This is a genomic window from Methyloligella solikamskensis (assembly GCF_042676065.1).
GTDB lineage: Bacteria > Pseudomonadota > Alphaproteobacteria > Rhizobiales > Methyloligellaceae > Methyloligella > Methyloligella solikamskensis.
Map to the genome: position 1 here is coordinate 1,439,450 of NZ_JBHTJO010000001.1, position 13,202 is coordinate 1,452,651.

A 13,202-nucleotide genomic window follows, 5' to 3' on the forward strand; every position below is an offset into this window, starting at 1 on the left:
GCCGAAGGACCATAAACCTCTCATGAACACCGGAACGCAACCGATCCTTATTGATTGCTGCTGCATTATTACGGGCTAAACATCCAGCCCGCGGTCGTTCACGCCTTCACTCCAGAAAATCGTAGTAGCGAACGCCCGCCGGGCTAAAACGGCTATGGAAGGGCTATCGCTTTGACGCTTTCGCTGACCAATACGCTGACGCGGAAGAAGCAGACATTTGAGCCATTGGATCCGTCCGATGTGCGCATGTATGTCTGCGGGCCGACGGTCTATGACTATGCCCATATCGGCAATGCGCGGCCCGTGATCGTCTTCGATGTGCTCTACCGGCTGCTGCGCCATCTCTACGGCGAGAGCCACGTGAAATATGTCCGCAACATCACCGATGTGGACGACAAGATCATGGCCCGCGCCGCGGAAGAGGGTGTCGAGATCGACGATCTCACCAAGCGCACGGCTGACCAGTATCACGCCGACATGGCGGCGCTCGGCGCGCTTCCGCCCACGGTGGAGCCGCGGGCGACGGAGCATATCGATCGGATGATCTCCATGATCGAGCGTTTGGTCGCGCAAGGCTTCGCCTACGAGGCGGAAGGCCATGTGCTGTTCAACGTGCCGAAGGACGCCGATTACGGGAAGCTCTCAGGCCGGTCCACCGACGAGATGATGGCGGGCGCCCGGGTCGAGGTCGCGCCCTACAAGAAAGACCCGATGGATTTCGTGCTCTGGAAGCCGAGCGAGGCGAAGGATCCCGGTTGGGACAGCCCGTGGGGCCGCGGGCGGCCAGGCTGGCATATCGAGTGCTCGGCTATGGCGGAGGCTCATCTCGGCGATACGTTCGACATCCATGGCGGTGGCATCGATCTCTGCTTCCCGCATCACGAGAACGAGATTGCCCAGTCGACCTGCGCCCACGGCAACGACGTCATGGCCCGCTACTGGGTCCATAACGGCTACCTCCAGGTGGAGGGGGAGAAGATGTCGAAGTCCCTCGGCAACTTCATCACCGTGCATGATCTGCTGGAAGGCTGGCAGGGCTATGCGTGGCCGGGCGAAGCGCTGCGCTTCAACATGCTGCGCACCCATTACCGCCAGCCGCTCGACTGGACCCTGAAGGGGCTGGACGAGTCTCACAAGATCCTCTGGGACTGGTACGGCGTCGTCGAAGGCGCGACGGCTGATGAGACGCCGCCGGCTGCGGTAATCGATGCGCTGTCCGACGATCTCAACACGCCGAAGGCGATCGCCGAGCTGCACAAGCTCGCCAACGCGAAGCAGGGCGGGGCGCTGCTCGCGGCCCTTCAGTTCATGGGCTTCTCTGGCGATCGACTGCAGTTGGAACGCAAGGCCACAGATAGTGCTTCGGGGGAGGTTGATGCGGCTGCGATAGAGCTTCTCGTCGCTGGCCGCGCCGCCGCGCGTCAGGCCAAGGACTTTGCCGAAGCCGACCGCATCCGCGACGAGCTCGTCGCAATGGGCGTGGTGCTCATGGACCGCAAGGATCCGGAGACCGGAGAGGTCAAAACCGATTGGGAGCTCGCCCGATGAGCGCTCAAGTCAACCGAGAGCTGGCCCTGCGTCCAATGCTGCCCAGCGATGTGGCGGTGCTTGCCACTATCTTCCGCGAGAGCGTGATGGAGCTGACGGGCGACGACTATAGCGAGGCGCAGCAGGAGGCTTGGATCAAGTCGGCCGAGGACGAAGCCGCATTTGCCACTTTGTTGAGCCGGCATGTGACCATCGTTGCCACGCTGAATGGCGCGCCGGTCGGGTTCGCCTCGCTGGAATCCGACGACAAGATCGGCTTCCTCTACGTGCACCCCTCGGCGGCCGGATATGGCGCCGGCATGATGCTGGCGGATGCGCTGGAGAAGCTTGCATCATCGCGGAAAGCCGGGGCGCTTAGCGTCGATGCTAGCGATACGGCCTACGGGTTCTTCGCCAAGCGCGGCTATGAGGCTCAGCAGCGCAATCAGGTGCAGCGCGCCGACGAGTGGCTCGCCACTACCACGATGCGCAAGGAGCTTCCGGCCTACGAAGGCGTACACTGAGTCATTTCAGGTGGTTGGGCGAGTGAATTGAGAAAGTGATTCGATGAAGCCGTTTCTGAAAGACGTGCCTTTCAAGGGAAGCCGGAAGGTCTATCTGGCCATCAAGCTGCTCATCCTTGTGTTCATCGTGCTGGTGGCCTGGCACGTCTTCTTCGGCTTGGTGTGACGATGACGAAAGAACGGCTCTATCTCTACGACACGACGTTGCGCGATGGCGCGCAGACCCAAGGTGTCGACTTCTCGCTCGAGGACAAGGCGCTGATGGCGGGCGCGCTGGATGCTCTGGGCATCGACTATGTCGAAGCGGGCTATCCGGGCGCCAATCCGACGGATACGGAATATTTCGAGACGGGTGAGGTGCTGCCCAATGCCAAGCGCGCCGCCTTCGGCATGACCAAGCGCTCCGGCCGCTCGCTCTCCAACGATCCGGGCTTCCAGGCGCTGCTCCAGGCCAAGGCCGATTGCGTCTGCCTGGTCGGCAAGGCGTGGGACTTCCATGTGGATGTGGCACTCGGCATCCCCCGCGAAGAGAACGTGCAAGGCATCGCTGAGTCCGTCGAGGCGGTGGTGGCCTCCGGCAAGGAGGCGCTGTTCGATGCGGAGCATTTCTTCGACGGCTTCAAGGCCAACAAGGACTACGCGCTGGCCTGCATCCAGGCGGCTTACGACGCCGGCGCCCGCTGGGTCGTGCTGTGCGACACCAATGGCGGCACGCTGCCTGGCGAGATCGAGGAGATCGTGGCCGAGGTGGTGAAGCACATCCCGGGCGATCACGTCGGCATCCATGCCCATGACGATACGGGCCATGGGGTGGCGAACTCCCTGGCCGCGGTGCGGGCCGGTGCGCGCCAGATCCAGGGCACCCTGAACGGTCTCGGCGAGCGCTGCGGCAATGCTGATCTCGTCTCCATCATCCCGACCCTGATGCTTAAGCAGCCTTATGCGGAGAGCTTCGAGACGGGGCTGACGGCGGAGCATCTGCGCAATCTCACCCACACGTCGCGTGTGCTGGACGAGCTTCTGAATCGAGCGCCCAACCGTCATGCGCCTTATGTGGGCGAATCAGCCTTCGCCCATAAGGGCGGGATTCACGTCTCGGCGGTCCAGAAGGACCCGCGCACCTACGAACACGTGCCGCCCGAATCCGTCGGCAACCAGCGCCGCCTCCTGGTCTCCAATCAGGGTGGCCGGTCGAACATCCTGGCGGAGCTGGAGCGCATCGGCTTCAAGACGCCCAAGGACGATCCGCGGGTCGCCGGTCTCCTGGAAGAGGTGAAGACGAAGGAGGCGAAGGGCTACGCCTACGAGGCGGCCGACGCCTCGTTCGAGCTGCTCGCTCGGCGCCATCTGGGCAACGTGCCCCACTTCTTCGACGTGGAGAGCTTCCGCGTGATGGTCGAGCGCCGGCACAATGCGCTGGGCCAGCTGGTGACGGTGTCCGAAGCCACCGTAAAAGTGCGGGTCGATGGCGAGACGATCGCCTCGGTGGGCGAGGGGACCGGTCCGGTCCATGCGCTGGACAATGCGCTGCGGAAGGATCTTGGGCCCTACCAAAACCTGATCGAGGATCTGACCCTGGTGGACTACAAGGTGCGTATCCTGACCGGTGGCACCGATGCGGTGACCCGGGTTCTGATCGAAAGCCGGGACGGGCAGGGCCGCCGCTGGTTCACGGTCGGCGTGTCGCCCAATATCGTGGATGCGTCTTTCGAGGCGCTGCTCGATTCCATCAATTACAAGCTGTTGCGGGACGGCGCCACGGTCCACTAGTCGTGTCGTGATGAGCGGCTAACCGACTGGAATCAGTTCAAAACTTGATGTCGATGGCGGCTTCTTCGGCCCGTTCCGGCCGCGGCTTCAGATTGGCCCGGATGGTGGGCAAAATCCGCTCCACATCGTCCACGACCTCGACCTTCAGCTCCAGCCCCTGACGGATAAAGCCGTCCTCCTGCATGTGCTTGAACAGGGCGAGCAGAGGGCTCCAGAAGTTCTCGATATCGGCGAGGACGATAGGCTTCTCGTGGCGGCCGAGCTGGGACCAGGTGAGTTGCTCCACCAGCTCCTCCAAGGTGCCGAGCCCGCCGGGTAGGGCCACGAAGGCGTCCGACTTGTCGAACATCAGGTGCTTCCGCTGATGCATATCGTCGACGACGATGAGTTCCTGCACATCCTTCAGCATGACCTCCCGCTCGGTGAGGAAGGTCGGGATGATGCCGGTGACATGGCCGCCATGCTCCAGCACCGACCGGGCGATCTCACCCATCAGGCCGATGCAGCCGCCGCCATAGACCAGCCCGATACCGGCCTCGGCGAAGATCTGGCCGAGCCGCCGTGCGCCTTCGGCATAAGCCGGATTTCCGCCCGCGCCTGAGCCGCAATAGACGCAAATTTTCTGCAAGGAAGGGTCGCTCATCTCGGGCGCCATCTGGCACTGGAGCCGCACTGCCGTCAACATGGGCGCGTGCCATTATGAAACACGTCCCAATGGTGTTATTTGAAGCGATCCGCTAGACTTGCGGCGAACTGTAAAGTCGAAGCATAAGTCTTCGATACGGCCCTCATACTAGGGCTGAGCAATTGGACTTGCAGTTCCACAAAAAACTCAGGGAGTCACGCCGGAGGGGCAGACAATGGGCAATAAGGTCGTCGGCATAATCGTCACCGTCGCATTTTTCGTGCTGGTGGCGCTGGTAGGCTACCGCCTCTACCACGAACAGTCAGAGTCGCAGGAGGCCGCTGCGCCGCCCGCCACGGAACAGGGCGAGCAGGCGAAGGCGCCCGAGCCGGAAGATAAGACCGGCGAGGAGACCGCCGCCGATACTGACGCCGCACAAGAAGAAGACGCGTCGGGCCAAGACGAAACCGCGAAGTCTTCTTCCGAGGGCGGGACGGCTGGCGAGGATAAGACCGCCGGCGAAGAGCCTCTCGCCGACGAGGGCGAAAAAACTGCCGGCGAACCGGCCGACATTCCGAGCTTCGACGTCGTGCGCATCGAGCCCTCAGGCGAGGGCGTGATCGCGGGACGGGCTGAACCCGGCTGGGGCGTCGAGATCCAGAGCAACGGCACCGGCATTGCCGACACCAAGGCGGACCCGGCTGGCCAGTGGAGCCTGGTGCTCGATGAGCCGCTGGGCGAGGGCGAGCACAGCCTCTCGATCGTTGCCACCTCGCCAGATGGCGAGAAGAGCCTGACCTCCCAGCAGAAGGTGCTCGTCTCCATGGGGGACGAGGAAGGCGAGAAGACAGTCGTCGCCTTGCGCGAGCCGGGCAAGGCGACCCAGATCCTTCAGGAGCAGGCGGCCGGGGAGGGCAGCGACGCTGCTGCGAGCGATACCTCTGAGGACGAGACGGGCGGCGAGTCGGAGTCCGGTCAGCAGATGGCTGCCGCCGACACGGATAAGTCCGGGTCGAGCGCAGGCGAGGACGCCGCATCTTCGGATGACGACGCTTCTGCAGCGTCGGATGAGAGCGAGGATGCGTCCGCGCCGGCCGGCGATACCGCATCGGACGGGGCCGGCGATGAGGCGGCCTCCTCCGACACGGTCGAGGCCAAGAAGGCGGGGGAAGATTCGTCCGGGCTGCCCGAGCCGCCCGTTCGCATCAAGACGGTCGATTACGAGGATCGCGGAGAGGATTCCGGGAAGATCATCGTGACCGGCACCAGCACCAAGCCCTCGACCGACATCCTGCTTTATCTCGACGGCGAGCTGATCGGCGAGAGCCGCACAGACTCCGACGGACGCTGGAAGATCGAAGCGACCAAGTATCTGGCGCCGGGCAACCGGGCCTTGCAGGTGGATCTGGTGAATCGCTCCGATGATGTGATCCTGGGCCGCGCTGCCGTGGGCATGCGCCGCCAGACCCCGCCGCCTGTCGCGCAGGAAGTGGCTGAAGCCGACTCCGAGACCTCGGGCAAGCCAAGCGAAGCAGACTCCGGATCAAGCGATGCCGGTTCCGCCGCAAGCTCCAATCAGGAGAAGACGGCGGAGACCGATCGGGTTGCCGGCGACCGGGCGACGTCCGGCGCATCGGACATGTCTGCACCACCTGAGGAGGAGTCGACGGCCGATGCTTCCGATTTCTCGGCACCTGCGGAGGATCAGTCGACGGCAGGCGGTTCCGATATGTCGGCGTCTTCTGAAGAGCAGTCGACCGCCGATGCCGGCGACGTTCCGGATCCGGATCGCGCGCCGGGCGAGGAGATGCCCGATCCCGACCGTGCGCCGGGCGACATGGCGAGCGTGGAGGCGGAAAGCCAGCCGGAATCCACCGATTCTGAAAGCCCGAAGGTCTACACGGTGCGCCGCGGTGACACGCTGTGGGCCATCGCCGAGGAGTATTTCGGCGGCGGCTGGCGCTACACAATGATCTTCAAGGATAACCGCGGGAAGATCCGCAATCCCCACTGGATCTATCCGGATCAGGAGTTCGAGATCCGCAAGCAATAGGGTCCCGAATTTGGCGCTGGCGGGCTAGCGCCCTATATAAAGAACAACTGAGCGACCTGAAGAGGGGCGGCGCTGGGCGCTGCCCCTTTTTGCCTCATCCGGCAAGACCGGACGCCCCGCAGACCAAACGCCGAGCTTGATGTCAGACCGTCTGCCGCAAACCAGAAGTGATGCGCTGATGAATGCCCGCTTTGGGCATTTCGCCGTGCTGCGCGACCTCGCGCCTTATGTCTGGCCGTCGGACCGGCCGGACCTAAAGCGGCGTGTGGTGCTCGCGTTCCTGGCGCTGATTGCTGCCAAGGTCGTCACCCTATCGGCGCCCATCGCCTACAAGACCATTGTTGACATGCTGTCCGGCGAGACGACGCCGGATGAGCTCGCGGTCTTCTCGAGCTTCGATCTGGTGATGGTCCCCGTCATGCTGGTGGTGGCCTACGGCATGGCCCGTGTCTTCATGGTGGTCTTCGCCCAGCTGCGCGACGTTCTGTTTACCGCCGTGGCGCAGAACGCGGTGCGCAATCTCGCCAACCGCACTTTCCAGCATCTCCACCGGCTCTCCTTGCGCTTCCATCTGGAGCGCCGCACCGGCGGCCTGAGCCGGGTGATCGAGCGCGGCGTGCGGGGCATCGACACCATCGTGCGCATGGCGATGCTGAACTCGATCCCCACGGCGGTCGAGCTTCTGATGATCGCCGGGCTCGTCTCCTATTATTTCGGCTGGACCTATGTGGTGGTCATCTTCGTCACCATCGCGTTCTATGTCTGGTTCACCTTCTGGGCGACCGAGCGGCGGCTTCTGATCCGCCGCGACATGAACGAGCACGACTCCGAGGCCAACTCCAAGGCCGTCGACAGCCTGCTGAACTACGAGACGGTCAAGTATTTCGGCAACGAGGGCCTCGAGGCGCGGCGCTACGACCGCTCCATGGAGCGCTACGAACACGCTGCGGTCCGCACCTTCACCACCCTTGGCCTGCTCAACAGCGGCCAGGCAGTGATCTTCACTGCAGGCATGGTCGTGTGCATGGTGATGGCGGCGCTGGATATCTCCGCCGGCGTGCTGACCGTCGGCGATTTCGTGATGATCAACGCCATCCTGCTGCAGCTCTACGTGCCGCTGAACTTCATGGGCATGGTCTACCGGGAGATCAAGCAGGGTCTCATCGACATCGAGACCATGTTCGCGCTGCTGGAAGAGCCGGCTGAGGTCAAAGACAAGCCGGGCGCGAAGCCGCTCGAGGTGCCCGAGGGCAAGGTCACCTTCGACCATGTGGCGTTCGCCTACGACCCCGAACGTCCGATCCTGAAGGACCTCGATTTCGAGGTACCGGCGGGCAAGATGATCGCCATCGTCGGACCGTCTGGCGCGGGCAAGTCGACCCTTTCCCGGCTGCTGTTCCGTTTCTTCGACGTGACGGGCGGCGCGATCCGGATCGACGGGCAGAACATCGCCGACGTCACGCAAGAAAGCCTGCGCCAGGCCATCGGCATGGTTCCCCAGGACACGGTGCTGTTCAACGACACCATCGAATACAACATCCGCTACGGGCGGCCCGATGCGAGTGAGGATGATGTGCGGCGCGCCGCCAAGCTCGCCCAGATCCACGATTTCATCATGGCGCTACCCGAGGGCTACGACTCCATGGTCGGCGAGCGTGGTCTGAAGCTTTCCGGTGGGGAGAAGCAGCGCGTGGCCATCGCGAGGACGATCCTGAAGGCGCCGCCCATCCTGATGCTGGACGAGGCGACATCTGCGCTGGACAGCCATACGGAGAAGGAGATCCAGGATGCGCTGGAGCGGGTCTCCCGCAACCGCACGACCCTGGTGATCGCCCATCGCCTCTCCACCGTCGTCCATGCCGACGAGATCATCGTCATGGAGCAAGGACGCATCGTGGAGCGCGGCACCCATATGGGGCTTATGAAGGCGCGCGGCCTCTATCACAGCCTGTGGACCCAGCAGCAGAAGGCCGACCGGGAGCGCGAGAAGCTGGCCGAGTCGGATGAGGGCGGTCCGGAAGAGGCCGACAGAGAAAGCCGCTTCGAGGACGAAGTGCTTGCGTCTTCGTGAAGTCTGAGAAACAACGGGCGCCATGAACGACCGGCACAGCATTCTCGAGACAATCGCCAATGTGTTCGTCCCCATTCACCGGGACGGGCATAAATTCGTTTTTGCCTTCGCGGTTGTCACCCTGATCCTGTTTTTCCTGGCGGCGCCCTTGGGCTGGCTCGGCGTTATCGCCACCGCGTGGTGCGCCTATTTCTTCCGGGATCCGGACCGGGTGACGCCCCAGCGGGACGGGCTTGTCGTGAGCGCCGGCGACGGCCGGGTCGTGTTTGCCGATGAGGCCACGCCGCCCGGCGAGCTTGGCTTGCCCGCTGGAAGCTGGGCCCGCATATCTATTTTCCTCTCCATCTTCGACGTCCACATCGCGCGCAGCCCCGTCTCGGGCCGGATTGTACGCAGCGTGTATGTGCCGGGCGCCTTCTTCAACGCGGAGCTGGACAAGGCGAGCGAGGAGAATGAGCGCCGCATCCTGGTGATCGAAACGCCGGAGGGGCAGCGGATCGGCGTTGTTCTCATCGCCGGCCTCGTCGCCCGGCGGATCGTGACTTTCGTAGAGGAGGGGGATACCCTCCAGGCGGGCGACCGGATTGGGCTGATCCGGTTTGGCAGCCGCATCGACGTCTATATGCCGAGCCAGGGGCTGGCGCTTGTGGCGCCGGGCCAGCGGGCCATCGGCGGCGAAACGGTGCTGGCGGATTTGAAGAGTGGCGAAAGCCCTCGCCGCGTCCGGGTCAGCTAGCAAACGCTCGTTTTCAGGTTTTGCGTGTGTCACTATTTCCGCCTTTCGATCCTCAACGAGAAGACCGCAAGCCGCGGCCGCGCGTCTTTCCGCGCGGGCAGGTGCCCATCCGGGTTCTGCTGCCGAATTTCTTCACCCTTCTGGGGCTTTGCGCCGGTCTGACCGCCATCCGCATGGCGATTGAAAGCCGTTGGGATGTGGCCGTTGCAGCGCTTGTCTTCGCCGCCTTCCTCGACGGGATCGACGGCCGCCTTGCGCGGCTTCTGAAGGCCTCCACCCGGTTTGGGGCGGAGCTCGACAGCCTGGCAGATTTCGTCAATTTCGGCGTGGCGCCGGCCATCATCATGTTCAGCTGGGCGCTGGAAGACCTCCGCGGCATGGGCTGGATCGCCGTGCTGGTCTTCGCGGTCTGCGCCGCGCTCCGGCTCGCCCGGTTCAACGCGGCCCTGGACGATCCGAACCAGCCCGCCTGGAAGAGCGCATTTTTCGTCGGGGTTCCGGCGCCTGCGGGCGCGATCATCCTGCTGCTGCCGCTCTATCTGCAGGATCTCGGGCTACACCTGCCGAGCCTCACGCCGCTGGTCCTGATCTACACGATCGCCATCGGCCTGCTTATGGTGAGCCGGGTGCCGACGTTCTCCGGCAAGCTGATCGGCAAGCGGATCTCCCGGGAATACGTGCTGCCGATTTTCGTGCTGGGCGCGCTCTTCGTGGCGCTGCTTCTAACCTATCCGAGTCTCACCCTGTCGGTGGGCTCGCTAACCTATCTGGCCGTGATCCCCTTGAGCTTTCACCGCTACCGGACCCGGGCGCGGGCGGAGCTTGCGACGGCTGAGACTGTGCCGGATGCGGCCGAGGGTGCCGGTCCGTCCACCGATGAGGCAAAGAACGCCGATGGGGACGCGGAAGACGCGCCCAGTCTCAATGGCGGCTCTCGAGGTGCAAAAGACGAGGATGCCGGGGAGAAACCGGCCAGTTAAGCGGGCCTCGCGAGGGCTTGCTGTTGCCCCAATCCCTGCGTAAACCGGCGCGCGTTGCGCTATAATGGCTGTTTTTGAATGTCGTGTGAGGGTCTTTTGAAGAAATCGCTTTCCACATATTTGCGCCAGCTGGAGGCGGAGAGCATCCACATCATGCGGGAGGCAGCGGCGGAGTTCGACAAGCCGGTTCTGCTCTACTCCATCGGCAAGGACTCTTCGGTTCTACTGCATCTGGCGCTAAAGGCCTTCTATCCGAGCAAGCCGCCGTTTCCGCTCCTCCATATCGACACGATGTGGAAATTCCGGGAGATGATCGAATTCCGGGACAGCGAGGCAGAGCGGCTGGAGCTCGATTTGCGCGTCCACACGAACCCGCAAGGGCTGCGCGATCAGATCTCGCCGATCACCCATGGCAGCGCGCTCCATACGGACATCATGAAGACCCAGGCCCTGAAGCAGGCGCTGGGCGAGGGCGGCTACGATTCGGCCTTCGGCGGGGCGCGGCGCGACGAGGAGAAGTCGCGGGCCAAGGAGCGCATCTATTCCTTCCGGAACAGCTCCCATAACTGGGATCCCAAGCGTCAGCGGCCGGAGCTGTGGCGGCTGGTGAACTCTCACATGTCGCCCGGCGAGAGCATGCGGGTGTTCCCGCTCTCCAACTGGACCGAGCTGGATGTCTGGACCTACATCTATCTGGAAGACATTCCCGTGGTGCCGCTCTATTTCGCCAAGGAGCGCCCCATCGTGGAGCGGGACGGCGCGCTCATCATGGTGGATGACGACCGGCTGCCGCTGAACGAGGGCGAGACGCCCGAAATGCGCATGGTGCGTTTCCGGACGCTGGGCTGCTACCCGCTGACCGGCGCGGTGGAATCGACCGCCACCACGGTCCCTGAAATCATCGAAGAGATCGTTCAGTCGCGGTCCTCGGAGCGCCAGGGTCGGGTCATCGACCACGACCAGGCCGGCTCCATGGAGAAGAAGAAGCAGGAAGGCTATTTCTGATGACCCAGTTGAAAGTTGTCGGAGACGAGAGCGATAGCGACGCCGAGGCGCGCCTCCTGTCGCGGCTTGCGGCCGAAGAGGGCCGGGGCCTGCTGCGCTTCCTGACCTGCGGCAGCGTCGATGACGGAAAGAGCACGCTGATCGGCCGGCTGCTGGTCGATGCCCAGCAGGTTTACGACGACCAGCTGAAGGGTGCGCGCAGGGATGGCCGCGCCGGCTCTGAGGATATCGACTTCTCGCTTCTGGTGGACGGGCTCCAGGCGGAACGCGAACAGGGCATCACCATCGATGTGGCCTATCGCTATTTTTCCACGCCGCGGCGAAAGTTCATCGTGGCCGATACGCCGGGCCATGTGCAGTACACCCGCAACATGGCGACGGGCGCCTCGACCTGCGATTTCGCGGTGCTGCTAGTGGATGCGCGGAACGGTGTTCTGAGCCAGACCCGCCGCCATGCCTGCATCGTCTCGCTGCTCGGCATCAAGAAGATCGCCGTGGCCGTGAACAAGATGGACCTCATCGGCTACGACGAGGAGCGCTTCGACGAGATCGCCGACGACTTCAACAATTTCGTCGCGCCGCTCGGCTTTGAGGACGTGGCTTTCATCCCGCTTTCGGCGCTGAAGGGCGACAATGTCATCAACCCCAGCGCTCATATGCAGTGGTATCACGGGCCGACCCTCATGGGGCATCTGGAGACCGTCAAGGTTGACCGGGCGCCCAAGGCCCAGCCCTTCCGCTTCACGGTGCAGTGGATCAACCGGCCCCATCTCGATTTTCGCGGCTATTCGGGCACGGTCTCGAGCGGCGCGATCTCGGTTGGCGACGAGGTGGTCATCCACCCGTCGGGCAAGAGCGTCCATGTGGGCCGGATCGTGACCCAGGACGGGGATCTGGAGCATGCCGAGGCGGGGGATGCGGTGACGCTGGTCTTCGCCGAAGAGGTGGATGCGAGCCGGGGCGACATCATCGCCAAGCCCGACGAGGACCCCTCCAATGCCGATCAGATCGCGGCCAAGCTTATCTGGTTCGATGAGGAGCCAATGCTTCCGGGCCGCTCCTATGCCATCAAATGCGGGGCTCAGGAGACCACGGCCACGGTCAGCACACTCAAACACAAATTGAATGTCGACAATCTGGACCACGTTGCCGGCAAGACCCTGGATCTCAATGAGGTCGGCGCCTGCAACCTGAGCACCAGCCGGCCGCTCACCTTCGATTCCTACTCCCAGAGCCCCGAGACGGGAAGCTTCCTGCTCATCGACCGGCTGAGCAATCTTACGGTCGCGGCGGGCATGATCGAGTTCGGCCTGCGCCGGGCGACCAACTTGAAATGGCAGGAGCTTGCGATCGACAAGGTCGCGCGGTCCAGTCTGAAGGGCCAAAAGCCTTGCGTTCTGTGGTTCACCGGGCTTTCAGGCTCCGGCAAGTCGACCATCGCGAATATGATGGAGAAGCGGCTCCACGCCATGGGCCGTCACACCTACGTGCTCGATGGCGACAATGTTCGGCACGGGCTCAACAAGGATCTCGGCTTCTCCGACGCGGACCGGGTGGAGAATATCCGCCGGGTCGCGGAATCGGCTCGCCTGTTCGCCGATGCCGGCCTGATTGTCATGGTGTCCTTCATCTCGCCGTTCCGCTCGGAGCGGCGCATGGCGCGGGAGCTGTTCGACGAAGGCGAATTCCTGGAGGTGTTCGTCGATACGCCGCTGGAGCTTTGCGAGAAGCGGGATCCGAAGGGCCTCTACAAGAAGGCGCGGGCCGGACAGATCACCAATTTCACGGGTATCGATTCCGACTACGAGAAGCCGGAATCTCCGGAATTCGATCTGCCGACGGCCAATTCCACGCCGGAAGAGCTTTCTGAGCGTCTGCTCACGGAGCTGCGGCGCCGCGGAATTATCTAAA

General features: G+C 63.5%; 11 protein-coding genes. 10 read left to right on the forward strand and 1 reads right to left on the reverse strand.

Going from position 1 to position 13,202, the window contains the following annotated elements; translation table 11 throughout:
• The first annotated feature begins 171 nt into the window (after positions 1-171).
• Genes cysS through cimA form a run of 4 tightly spaced genes read left to right on the forward strand, consistent with a single transcriptional unit; the run spans position 172 to position 3,821 of the window.
• Positions 172-1,548, forward strand: coding sequence for a cysteine--tRNA ligase (cysS, locus tag ACFQ2F_RS07000; protein ID WP_379087725.1), 1,377 nt, complete (start codon positions 172-174; stop codon positions 1,546-1,548).
• The gene (locus ACFQ2F_RS07005) at positions 1,545-2,051 is read left to right on the forward strand and encodes a GNAT family N-acetyltransferase (protein WP_379087728.1); all 507 of its coding nucleotides are present in this window, start codon (positions 1,545-1,547) and stop codon (positions 2,049-2,051) included. The genes cysS and ACFQ2F_RS07005 overlap by 4 nt, the downstream gene beginning before the upstream one ends.
• Before the next feature lie 43 nt (positions 2,052-2,094).
• Positions 2,095-2,217, forward strand: coding sequence for a hypothetical protein (locus tag ACFQ2F_RS07010; RefSeq protein ID WP_379087731.1), 123 nt, complete (start codon positions 2,095-2,097; stop codon positions 2,215-2,217).
• A gap of 2 nt (positions 2,218-2,219) precedes the next feature.
• Positions 2,220-3,821, forward strand: a complete 1,602-nt coding sequence (gene cimA, locus ACFQ2F_RS07015; RefSeq protein WP_379087734.1) for a citramalate synthase — start codon at positions 2,220-2,222, stop codon at positions 3,819-3,821.
• A 37-nt stretch (positions 3,822-3,858) separates the two neighbouring features.
• Here the strand turns inward: cimA and ACFQ2F_RS07020 are convergent, their stop codons facing one another.
• Positions 3,859-4,464 (reverse strand): LOG family protein, encoded by a 606-nt coding sequence (locus ACFQ2F_RS07020; protein ID WP_379087737.1) that lies wholly within the window; start codon positions 4,462-4,464, stop codon positions 3,859-3,861.
• Between the two features lie 217 nt (positions 4,465-4,681).
• Here ACFQ2F_RS07020 and ACFQ2F_RS07025 point away from each other — a divergent pair, with 217 nt between their 5' ends.
• From ACFQ2F_RS07025 to cysN, 6 genes are all read left to right on the forward strand, one after another.
• Entirely contained in the window at positions 4,682-6,499 is a 1,818-nt protein-coding gene (locus ACFQ2F_RS07025) for a LysM peptidoglycan-binding domain-containing protein (protein WP_379087741.1), read from the forward strand.
• Positions 6,500-6,638: 139 nt separating this feature from the next.
• Positions 6,639-8,570: an ABCB family ABC transporter ATP-binding protein/permease gene (locus tag ACFQ2F_RS07030; protein ID WP_379087744.1), complete on the forward strand. Its 1,932-nt coding sequence runs from the start codon at positions 6,639-6,641 to the stop codon at positions 8,568-8,570.
• A 22-nt stretch (positions 8,571-8,592) separates the two neighbouring features.
• The gene (locus ACFQ2F_RS07035) at positions 8,593-9,306 is read left to right on the forward strand and encodes a phosphatidylserine decarboxylase (RefSeq protein WP_379087747.1); all 714 of its coding nucleotides are present in this window, start codon (positions 8,593-8,595) and stop codon (positions 9,304-9,306) included.
• A gap of 26 nt (positions 9,307-9,332) precedes the next feature.
• Entirely contained in the window at positions 9,333-10,286 is a 954-nt protein-coding gene (pssA, locus tag ACFQ2F_RS07040; RefSeq protein WP_379087750.1) for a CDP-diacylglycerol--serine O-phosphatidyltransferase, read from the forward strand.
• A gap of 78 nt (positions 10,287-10,364) precedes the next feature.
• Positions 10,365-11,291: a sulfate adenylyltransferase subunit CysD gene (cysD, locus tag ACFQ2F_RS07045; RefSeq protein ID WP_379087753.1), complete on the forward strand. Its 927-nt coding sequence runs from the start codon at positions 10,365-10,367 to the stop codon at positions 11,289-11,291.
• A complete protein-coding gene (gene cysN, locus ACFQ2F_RS07050; RefSeq protein WP_379087756.1) occupies positions 11,291-13,201 on the forward strand; it encodes a sulfate adenylyltransferase subunit CysN in 1,911 nt (636 codons plus the stop codon). Before cysD ends, cysN begins: the two co-directional genes overlap by 1 nt.
• Position 13,202 lies beyond the last annotated feature (1 nt).

Excerpts from the sequence above, each read along its gene's own strand:
- ACFQ2F_RS07025 (WP_379087741.1), top strand. The coding sequence starts at position 4,682 with ATGGGCAATAAGGTCGTCGGCATAATCGTCACCGTCGCATTTTTCGTG.
- ACFQ2F_RS07020 (WP_379087737.1), bottom strand. The coding sequence starts at position 4,464 with ATGAGCGACCCTTCCTTGCAGAAAATTTGCGTCTATTGCGGCTCAGGC.
- ACFQ2F_RS07005 (WP_379087728.1), top strand. The coding sequence starts at position 1,545 with ATGAGCGCTCAAGTCAACCGAGAGCTGGCCCTGCGTCCAATGCTGCCC.
- ACFQ2F_RS07035 (WP_379087747.1), top strand. The coding sequence starts at position 8,593 with ATGAACGACCGGCACAGCATTCTCGAGACAATCGCCAATGTGTTCGTC.
- cysD (WP_379087753.1), top strand. The coding sequence starts at position 10,365 with ATGTCGTGTGAGGGTCTTTTGAAGAAATCGCTTTCCACATATTTGCGC.
- cysN (WP_379087756.1), top strand. The coding sequence starts at position 11,291 with ATGACCCAGTTGAAAGTTGTCGGAGACGAGAGCGATAGCGACGCCGAG.
- ACFQ2F_RS07030 (WP_379087744.1), top strand. The coding sequence starts at position 6,639 with ATGTCAGACCGTCTGCCGCAAACCAGAAGTGATGCGCTGATGAATGCC.
- ACFQ2F_RS07010 (WP_379087731.1), top strand. The coding sequence starts at position 2,095 with ATGAAGCCGTTTCTGAAAGACGTGCCTTTCAAGGGAAGCCGGAAGGTC.
- cimA (WP_379087734.1), top strand. The coding sequence starts at position 2,220 with ATGACGAAAGAACGGCTCTATCTCTACGACACGACGTTGCGCGATGGC.